Source organism: Euzebyales bacterium (assembly GCA_035461305.1).
GTDB lineage: Bacteria > Actinomycetota > Nitriliruptoria > Euzebyales > JAHELV01 > JAHELV01.
Window position 1 is genome coordinate 1 of the sequence record DATHVN010000147.1, and the last position, 9,544, is coordinate 9,544.

Here is a 9,544-nt window from a genome sequence, read left to right on the forward strand (position 1 = left end):
GTCGACCCGCCACGAGCCGTTCATCAGCCGGTTCTCCGACATCGAGTACATGCTGACCACGCTGGCCGACGAGACCGGTTGCCGCTTCGAGTTCGAGGCGTACGACATCGGGCACCTGTACACGCTGGCGTACTTCGCCGACCAGGGCCTGGTGACGACGCCGATCTTCCTGCAGTTCGTGATGGGCACGCTCGGCGGGATCGGCGCCGCGGTCGAGAACGTCTTCCACATGAAGGAGGCCGCCGTCCGCCTGTTCGGCAACGATGTCGAGTGGGGCATCCTCGGCAGCGGACGGGCGCAGTTCGACCTGATCACCGCCGGTGCGACGCTCGGCGGCAACGTGCGCGTAGGGCTCGAGGACTCGATCTACCTGCAGCGCGGTCGGCTGGCGGAGTCCAACGCCGAGCAGGTCGACAAGATCGTGCGCATCCTCGCCGAGTTGTCGCGCGAACCGCTGACCCCGGCCCAGACGCGCGAGGCGCTGGGGCTCAAGGGCCTGGACCGCGTGGCGTACTAGCCGATGACGGCCGTCGCACGTTCGACGTTCGGGGTCGCCGGCGCCGGGGTCATCGGGGCCGGCTGGGCGGTGCGGGCGCTGGGCCGCGGGCTCGACGTGGTGGTCCACGATCCCGCGCCGGGCGCCGAACTGCGGTTGCGCGCCGCCGTGGACCGGGCGTGGCCCGCGGTGTGCCGCCTCGGCCTGCACCCCGGCGCCGATCCGGCCCGGCTGACGTTCGCCCACACGCTCGACGAGGTGGCCACGCGGTCCGGCTTCGTGCAGGAGGCGGTGCCCGAGGACCTGGACCGCAAGCGCGCGGTGCTCGCGACGATCGACGCCGTCGCCGACCCGGACGTGATCATCGCCTCCTCGACGTCCGGGCTGCGGCCGACCGCGCTGCAGGACGGGCTGCGTCACCCGGAGCGGCTGATTGTCGGTCATCCCTTCAACCCCGTGTACCTGCTGCCGCTGGTCGAGGTGGTGGCGGGGGAGGAGACCGCAGCGGCAACCGTCGCGTGCGCCCGGGCGGTGTACGACAACCTCGACATGCATCCCCTGGTCGTGCGCGGCGAGGTCGACGGGTTCCTGTCGGACCGCCTGCTCGAGGCGATGTGGCGGGAGATGCTGCACCTGCTCGCGGCGGGGCTGGCCACGACCGCCGAGCTCGACGACGCCATCTGCTACGGGCCGGGGCTGCGGTGGGCGGCGATGGGCACCAGCCTGACGTACCACCTCGCAGGAGGCGAGGGCGGCATGCGACACATGCTCGCCCAGTTCGCACCGGCGCTGCAGTGGCCGTGGGCGCGGTTCGACGCACCACCGCTGACGGCGGCGCTGGCTGACGCCCTGATCGACGGCACCCACGCCCAGGCGGGAGGCCGGTCGGTCGCGGAGCTCGAGCAGTTGCGCGACGAGGCCCTCGTGTCGGTCATGCATGCGCTGCGTGGCAGCGGTCTCGGAGCGGGCCGGATCGTCGCCCGCCGTGAGGAGCGCACGCTCGCCGCGGGTGCACCGCAGCGCTGGCAGGCGGGGAACGACGTGCCGGCGCCGCTCGCGCTGTACGCGTGCACGGTGGCGCCCGACTGGGTCGACTACAACCGGCACATGACCGAGTCGGCGTACCTGTACGCGTTCGGCTGGGCCAGCGACGCGTTCTTCCGCTACATCGGCATCGACGAGGTGTACCGCGACGCCGGTCACTCCTACTACACGGTCGAGAGCCACCTGGTCTACCGCCGCGAGGTGGGCGAGGGCGCGCCGTTGCGGTTCACGACCCAGCTGCTCGGCCACGACCGCAGGCGCCTGCACCTGTTCCACACGATGTCGCACGCCCGCAACGACGAGGTGCTGTGCACCAACGAGCAGCTGCTGGTGCACGTCGACACGGCGGCGGGACGGTCTGTCCCCGTGCCCCCGTTGCCGCTCGCCGCACTGCACGCCATCGGTGCGGTGCACGACACGCTGCCCCGACCGGAGCGCGCGGTCATGTCGATCGGGAGGTGAGCGGATGGACTTCGGGCTGAGCGACGAGCAGGGCATGATCGCGGAGGTCACGCGGGCGTTCGTCGACGCCGAGCTCGCGCCCCACGAGGCCGAGGTCGAGCGCACCGGCCGGGTCCGCCCGGAGCTGACCGCGAAGATCCGCAGCCGTGCGCTCGAGGCGGGGCTGTACGCGGCCAACATGCCCGAGGAGCTCGGCGGTGGGGGGCTGGGCAGCCTCGATGTCGCCGTCATGGAGCGCCAGCTGGGACGGACGTCCATGGCCCTGCAGTACATCGTGGCGCGCCCGTCGAACATCCTGCGTGCCTGCGTTGGCGACCAGGTCGACACGTGGCTCGTGCCCACGGTCCGCGGCGAGCGGGTCGAGTGCCTGGCGATGTCAGAGCCCGATGCCGGATCGGACCTGCGTGGCATGCGCTGCCGGGCCGTGCGCGACGGTGACGAGTACGTCATCAGGGGCACCAAGCACTTCATCAGCCACGCCGACGTCGCGGACTACGTGATCCTGTTCGCCGCCACCGGCGAGGAGGAGGAGGACACCAGGCGCGGACGCCGAAGCCGGATCACGGCGTTCCTCGTGGACCACGGCACGCCTGGGTTCGAGGTCGCCGACGGCTACGGGTCGGTGTCCCACCGCGGGTACAACAACGCCGTGCTGCATTTCGACGGCTGCAGGGTCCCCGCTGCGAACGTCCTGGGCGAGGAGCACAAGGGTTTCGAGGTGGCGACGACCTGGCTGGGCTCCACGCGGCTGCAGGTCGCGGCGACGTGCCTAGGGCGCGCCGACCGCGCCATCGAGATCGCCACCCGATGGGCGACCGATCGGCGCCAGTTCGGCCAGCAGATCGGTCGGTTCCAGGGCGTGTCGTTCAAGCTCGCCGACATGGCCACGCGGCTGGCCTCCGCGGAGCTGCTGACCTACCGCGCCGCGTGGCTCGACGACGAGGGTCGCATGACCGACGCCGATGCGGCGATGGCGAAGCTGGTCGCGTCCGAGATGCTGGCGTTCGTGACCGACGAGGCGGTGCAGATCCTCGGTGGCATGGGCCTCATGGACGAGCTCCCGCTCGAACGGTTGTGGCGCGACGCGCGCGTCGAGCGGATCTGGGACGGGACGTCAGAGATCCAGCGCCACATCATCTCGCGCACGATGCTGCGCGCCGTCGGCGGGTGACCGGTGGCACCGTCGGCGCTGGGGCGGCTGCTGGACCCGTCGACGGTCGCGATGGTCGGTGGTGCGCCGGCCGCGGCGGCGATCGCCGAGTGCGACCGGCTGGGGTTTGCCGGCGAGATCTGGCCGGTGCACCCGTCGCGCAGGGAGGTCGGTGGGCGCAGGTCGGTGCCGACGGTGGCGGCGCTGCCGGGCACCCCCGATGCGGCGCTGGTCGCGGTCGACCGGCATCGCACGATCGATGTGGTGCGCCAGCTCCGCGACGTCGGTTGTGGTGGGGTCGTGTGCTACGCGTCGGGGTTCGCCGAGGTTGGGACGCCCGGCGCCGTGCTCCAAGACCGTCTGCGTGCGGCGGCCGGTGACATGCCGTTGCTCGGGCCCAACTGCCACGGCTTCGTGAATGCGCTGACGGGCGCCGCCCTGTGGCCTGACGTGCAGGGCTGCCGGCGGACCGAACGCGGCGTCGCCATCATCACGCAGTCGGGCAACCTCGCCCTGACGGTCAGCATGCGCCGCGGGCTGCCGCTCGCGCAGGTTGTCACGGTCGGCAACCAGGCCGGTCTGGGGCTGCATGACTGCGTCGCGGCGCTCGTCAGCGATCCGCGGATCACCGCGATCGGGCTGCACGTGGAGCAGCTCACCGACGCCGTCGCGTTCGGACGCGCCGCACTGCTGGCGTGGGAGCGCGCCGTGCCGTTGGTCGCGCTGCAGACCGGGGTATCAGTGGCGGGTGCGACGTTGGCGCGCACCCACACCGCATCACTGGCCGGCACCGCCGCCACCTACCGTGCGTTGTTCGCCCGGTACCACGTGACGGTCGTCGACACCGTGCCCGCCCTCGTCGGCGCGCTGGCGGTGCTGCACGCGTACGGCCGCCTGGGTGGCCGACGCGCGGTGTCGCTGTCGTGCTCCGGCGGGGAGGCGGCGTTGGCCGCCGACCGCGCCCCCCGCCACGGGATCACCTTCCCGGCGTTGCCCGCGGAGGTCGGCGTGGCGCTCCATCACCGCGTCGCTGTCACCAACCCGCTCGACTACCACACCTACCTGTGGGGTGACCGTGACGGCCTCGAGCACGTGTTCACGACGGCGCTGCGTGCTACCGCGGACGTCGGTCTGCTCGTCGTCGACTTCCCCTCCGACGGGCATGACGGCGCGTCCTGGCAGGTCGCCGTCGATGCGGCGGTGGCCGCACACCACACGACCGGTGTTCCGCTCGTCGTGACATCCGTCCTGGCCGAGCAGCTGCCCGCCGACGTTCGTGACCAGCTCGCCGCCCGTGGCGTACCCGCGATCGGCGACATCGACGTGGCGCTCGCCGCGGTCGCGGCAGCCGCCCGCGTGGCCGGCCAGCCGGCCCCGCACGTCCCCGCGCCGCCGGGGGCGCCCGGTCCGCTGCGCCGACGCGATCCGCCGCAGGCGCGGACGGCGCTGGCGGCCGGTGGTGTGATGGTGCCCCCCGGCAGATTCTGTCCCCGCGACGATGTCGAGCTCGCGGCGGGCGACGTGGGGTATCCGGTCACGTTGAAGGTGGTCGACGTCGACCACCGGACCGAGATCGGTGGCGTCGCGCTCGACCTGCGGGCGGCTCCCGACCTCCGGGCCGCCGCGGCCGCCATGACGGGCATCTCCGGACGGTTCCTCGTCGAGCGCCACGTCGTCGGCGCCGTGGCAGAGCTGCTCGTGGGCGTGCGCCGCGAACCACTGGTGGGCTGCAGTGTCACGATCGGTGCCGGGGGCGCGCTCGTCGACCTGTTCGATGACGCGGTGACCCTCCTGGCGCCGGTCGACGCCGACGACGTGCGACGCGCACTGGTGGGCCTGCGCGTCGGCCGGGTGCTCGCCGGTCACCGGTCACGGCCCGCCGGCGACCTGGCGGCCGCGGCCGATGCGATCTGCCGTCTCGTGGCGGTCGTGCTCGACGACCCTGACATCGTCGAGCTTGAGGTCAACCCCCTGCTGGTTCTTGCCGACGGCGTGTGCGCCGTCGACGTGCTGATGCTGGAGGCGGACGACATGATGGACGACCGATGAGCGGAATCGACATCGACCGGACGCCGCCGCTGTTGAACGTGACGATCGCCCGGGGCAGGGCCAATGCCATCGATGCGGCGACCAGCCGTGAGCTGTCGGCGGTCTTCACACGCTTCCGCGACGACGACCAGCTCCGGATCGCGATCGTCACCGGGGCGGGTGAGCGGTTCTTCTGCGCCGGATGGGACCTGGACGCCGCCGCGGCGGGCGAGGCTTACGACACCGACTTCGGCGCCGGAGGTTTCGGGGGGTATGCCGAGCTGCCCGATCTGCGCAAGCCGGTGATCGCCGCCGTCAACGGGATGGCGGTCGGTGGCGGGTTCGAGCTGGTCCTGGCGGCCGACCTCGTGGTCGCCGCCGATCACGCCACGTTCTTCCTGCCCGAGACCTCCGTGGGCATCATCCCCGACGCGGGCAGCGTGCGGCTCCCCCGCCTGCTGCCCCGCCCCGTGGCGATCGAAGTGCTCATCGCGGGGCGCAGGCTGACCGCGGCCGAGGCGCTCGCGTGGGGTCTGGTCAACCGCGTGGTCCTCAGCGGGGAGCTGTTGGACGCGGCCACCGAGCTGGCGAACCGGGTGGCGGCCGCGGCACCGCTGGCGGTCGAGGCCGTCCTCGACCTGGTCCGGCGGACCGAGCGGATGCCCGTTAGCGACAGCCTCCGTCTGCTGCGGTCGGGCACCGTCGATCCCTACGAGCGGATGCTGCGGTCGCACGACGCGCTCGAGGGCCCTCGCGCGTTCACTGAGCGTCGACCGCCGCGGTGGACCGGCCGGTGACCATCCAGTGCACCCGTTGATCGACGGCAATGGCTGCGTCGACCAGTGCCGCGTCCCGCGTTGGCGTGTGTCATCGCGGCACCAGCGGGTAGCACCGCGCGGTGTCGGTGGCACCATCGTGGCATGCAGCGGATCTCCACGACTGTCGTCGCGCTCGTCGGCGCCGACGCCGCGCGCTGGGCCCGCGAGGTCGGCGCCTTCGCCAACGTGCGGGCCATGGTCCCCGAAGAGGATGATCCACTCGACCGTGCGGTCGCGGCGTAATCCGGTGCGGCCGGTTCGTCGCGAACCTACGTGGTGCACGACGCGGATCCGTTGGCGGCGGTCGCCCGCCACTGGGTCGCGCTGTACGACGGCACCGGCCTGCGCGGCGACCTCGAGACCGCCGTCGCCGAGGTCACCGCACGGTGGCGGAGCCGATCGGTCGAGCTGCCCGACTACTACCTGGTGCTCGACGCCGAGGACATGCCCGGCACGCTGCGCCACTGGTTCCTCGGTGTGCTCCGCGACGCGGCGCCCACCCGGGTCGTGCCCGTGCAGCCGACGACGGCCGCGGTCGACCGGGCCCTGACCCACCTGCCCGCTGGACGCTGGTGGCCGGCCGTGCCCGATCTGCTGGCCGGCATCGACCAGGTTGCACCCGACGCGGTCGACACGTCACCGGCGTCTCCGGAGCCGCGGCCGCTGCGTCCGTGAGCTCGCCGGCGCGCCCATCATCCGGACGGTGACACGCGCGCCGGCAGTGACGAGGCTCATCTCGCGGTGCGGTAGTGGTACCAGCACAGGTCGGCGAAACCCGCGCCCTCGTACAGCCGGAGCGCCGGAAGGTTGTCACAGTCCACCTGGAGATACAGACGGTCGGCGCCGTGTGCACCCGCCCAGTCTGCCAGCGCGGCGAGCACACTACGGCCGGCGCCCTTCCCCCGCGCGTGAGGCAGCGTGGCCATACCGAACAGGCCCGCCCAACCATCGTCGGCGACCACGCGGTCCGCGTGTGGCAGCACCGCCGCCACCCACCAGGCGCAACTGGTGGAATGGCGCAGCCACCATCCGTCGACATGCTCCGCCGGAAGCGCCCTGGCCGCCTTCTCCTGCAGTCGCCGCACCAGTGCCGGACCGCACGACGCAGACGGTGCCGACATGCGTCCTCCACCGACAGCCAACCGAGCAACCCTCTGGTCGGCCTCCGACCCGGTTGCTTGGCATGAGATTACACGACGTTCGAATCGCCCAGGATCGCAGGCCGGGTTGCCCGTCGCCGACGTCATGGCCGTCCACTCGGCAGCTGCGACGTTCATTGCAGATGGCCGCGGTACTGGGCACGCGCGTCTACCTCGGTGGCCAGTGGCACCGCTGCTGCTGATCTCGCTCCGGTACGACGGCTGATCGACGGCGCTACTTGACGGCGACGGCCTGCGGGGGCGATCCGACGCCGCCCCGGAGGTGCAAGGGCACGGACACGAGCAGGAACCCGTGTACGCCGTCGGCTGCGCAGTCGGCGGCCAGCGCGTCCAGCGACCACATCTCGCCGATTGGCATGCCGAGAGCGGCAGCAGGTCCTCGTGGAGGAAGAACTCGTAGTCGCCGCGTTGGTCCATGACCTCGACGCCGAGCGTGTCGGTCGCCACGGCCGCGACGTGCAGGTTTCACAGGTGCTCGACCATCTCCAGCGACTGCTCGAGGCCCGGGGCGGTGACCGAGCCCCACGTCGTCATCGCCGCGCGCTCTGCAGCCGATGCCTCGACGTAGCGCTGCACCCAACCGAAGTGGATGAGGAGGATGTCGCCGGTGTCGATGGCCGTGCCCTGGGCGGCCGCGGCGTCGTCGAGGTCGGTGACCGAGAAGGAGTGCGCGTCGAGCGGGTTGTACTGCCGACCCGCCTGTTGCATGTGGCGTCACCCGGCTCGACGCCAACCGGGAACGGGCCTTCGGGCCCGATGTGGAGCGTCGTATGCACCGGGGCTCGCGCCACGCAAAGTCCGGATTGAGGTCGAGCGGCAGGTTCAGAGGAAAGACGCGACCGTGGCTGACGCTCTGGACGGCGCGCAGCGTTCGCTCGTCGGCGAGGAGGTTCAGAGTGCCGAGCTGGTCGTCGGGACCCCACAGGTGCCATGCCGATCCAGGTGGCGCGCCCTCGACAACGGGCAGCTCGCGGTACGACGGGAGGTGCTCGGGCGTGCTCACGGGTCACTCCATTCTGTCGGAGACCGGTGCGTGAGTCCTGTGCGGGTCTCTCCGCCACTGGTGGGGGAGAGCTTCTGAAGCGTCGCCTCCTTAGGCTGCCGGCGGGTGGATCCTGCCAGGTCGTGCCGCCGAACGTGCGTGTTTGCGCACACGCTGCAACGTCGACCGGTTCGTCTACGGTGTCGCAGGTGGCCGTGCTCGACCGCACTCGCCGGTCTCCCGGTCGTTCTGTTGGCACCACACAGTGTGAGTCGGGTGTCGCGCAACGGTGCCCGTGACTGCCTGCTGCTGCGATGGATCGAGGACGGAGACGACGCCATGCCTGAGGCACGACTGCACGACGGAAGCACCATCGCCGTCGAGGTCCATGGTCGTGGACCCTTGGTGCTGCTGCCGGTCAACCCCCAGCCGGTCGAGGGACCACAGGCTGAAGAGATGCGCAGGTGGGGCGCTGACCCGGCCCTTGGACGCGCCCTCGTCGATGGCCTCAGCGACGCGTTCCGAGTGGTCGCATTCGACTACGAAGGCCACGTCCTGCGGGTGCCCAAACCTGACACGCTGACGCCGACCAATGTCGTCAGCGATCTGCTGGCCGTGGCCGATGCTGGCGGCGCCGCCGGTGCCGACCGGTTCGCCTACTACGGCTACTCCTGGCTGGCGCTGGTCGGGCTACAGCTCGCCATTCGGACCGACCGCCTTGCGGCGCTGGTCATGGGCGGGTTCCCACCACTCGACGGGCCGTACCTGCAGATGCTCCAGGTCACCACGGCGACCCACGAGATGGCGATCGCCGACACGGCTTCGGCGCGCAGCACCGGGAAGACCTCCCAACCATCCGAGGAGCCATCCGGTGACGCAGCGGGTGAGCCGGACTGGTCGCAGGTGGAGGTGTCTTTGACGGAGGCGCAGACGCATCAGTTCGTCACGCTGTACCAGGCGCTGCAAGGGTTCGACGACCGCGCCGCCCAGGCGCAGCTCCGGTGCCCTCGCCTGTGCCTTGTGGGCTCGGCGGACGAGATCGACTACAGCGAGCGTTGGGGAGGGGTGCACGTGAGCCTCGCAGGCCCGGTCATGCGCCGACGCGCAGAACTCGAAGGGCTCGGCTGGCAGGTGCGGGTGCTGGAGGGGCTGGACCACACCCAGGCCATGCAGGCCGTCCACGTCCTGCCGGTCCTGCGCCCCTGGCTCATCAGCAGGCTGGGCACGGGCCCATGAGCGGCGGGAGCGCATGGCTGCGAGGGTCACGGGGCCTTGACGGCCTCCGGTGGGTTGATCTGCACCGAAGACGTACCGCAGCGTCGGCACTCGCAGGCGTAGGACGGATGCGTCACGGCGTCGGACCGCGGCTCGACGTTCGTTCGCGCACGCCCGTCGGCAGCGACG

At 71.6% G+C, this 9,544-nt stretch carries 11 protein-coding genes; 8 read left to right on the forward strand and 3 right to left on the reverse strand.

All coding sequences use genetic code 11. The annotated features are described in order from the left end of the window. From VK923_13640 to VK923_13670, 7 genes are all read left to right on the forward strand, one after another. Positions 1-517, forward strand: a 517-nt coding sequence (locus tag VK923_13640; protein ID HSJ45717.1) for a 3-keto-5-aminohexanoate cleavage protein, incomplete at its 5' end; no start/stop codon positions are given. A 3-nt stretch (positions 518-520) separates the two neighbouring features. Next, positions 521-2,002, forward strand: coding sequence for a 3-hydroxyacyl-CoA dehydrogenase NAD-binding domain-containing protein (locus tag VK923_13645; GenBank protein HSJ45718.1), 1,482 nt, complete (start codon positions 521-523; stop codon positions 2,000-2,002). Positions 2,003-2,006: 4 nt separating this feature from the next. Next, entirely contained in the window at positions 2,007-3,173 is a 1,167-nt protein-coding gene (locus VK923_13650) for an acyl-CoA dehydrogenase (protein HSJ45719.1), read from the forward strand. Positions 3,174-3,176: 3 nt separating this feature from the next. Beyond that, positions 3,177-5,201 (forward strand): acetate--CoA ligase family protein, encoded by a 2,025-nt coding sequence (locus tag VK923_13655; protein HSJ45720.1) that lies wholly within the window; start codon positions 3,177-3,179, stop codon positions 5,199-5,201. Next, the gene (locus VK923_13660; protein ID HSJ45721.1) at positions 5,198-5,977 is read left to right on the forward strand and encodes an enoyl-CoA hydratase-related protein; all 780 of its coding nucleotides are present in this window, start codon (positions 5,198-5,200) and stop codon (positions 5,975-5,977) included. The genes VK923_13655 and VK923_13660 overlap by 4 nt, the downstream gene beginning before the upstream one ends. 123 nt (positions 5,978-6,100) lie before the next feature. Further along, on the forward strand, positions 6,101-6,241 hold the full coding sequence (locus VK923_13665) for a hypothetical protein (protein HSJ45722.1): 141 nt from the start codon (positions 6,101-6,103) through the stop codon (positions 6,239-6,241). A 33-nt stretch (positions 6,242-6,274) separates the two neighbouring features. Further along, complete coding sequence (locus VK923_13670) at positions 6,275-6,673, forward strand: hypothetical protein (GenBank protein ID HSJ45723.1); 399 nt, start codon at positions 6,275-6,277, stop codon at positions 6,671-6,673. A gap of 56 nt (positions 6,674-6,729) precedes the next feature. Here the strand turns inward: VK923_13670 and VK923_13675 are convergent, their stop codons facing one another. The 3 genes from VK923_13675 to VK923_13685 all read right to left on the reverse strand — a co-directional run bounded on the left by VK923_13675 (position 6,730) and on the right by VK923_13685 (position 7,866). Further along, a complete protein-coding gene (locus VK923_13675; protein HSJ45724.1) occupies positions 6,730-7,119 on the reverse strand; it encodes a GNAT family N-acetyltransferase in 390 nt (129 codons plus the stop codon). Positions 7,120-7,372: 253 nt separating this feature from the next. Continuing rightward, positions 7,373-7,516, reverse strand: a complete 144-nt coding sequence (locus VK923_13680; GenBank protein HSJ45725.1) for a hypothetical protein — start codon at positions 7,514-7,516, stop codon at positions 7,373-7,375. Between the two features lie 107 nt (positions 7,517-7,623). Continuing rightward, positions 7,624-7,866 (reverse strand): cyclase family protein, encoded by a 243-nt coding sequence (locus VK923_13685; GenBank protein HSJ45726.1) that lies wholly within the window; start codon positions 7,864-7,866, stop codon positions 7,624-7,626. A gap of 613 nt (positions 7,867-8,479) precedes the next feature. On the opposite strand from VK923_13685, the gene VK923_13690 reads away from it, so the two are divergent. After that, entirely contained in the window at positions 8,480-9,376 is an 897-nt protein-coding gene (locus tag VK923_13690; GenBank protein HSJ45727.1) for an alpha/beta hydrolase, read from the forward strand. Positions 9,377-9,544: the final 168 nt, after the last annotated feature.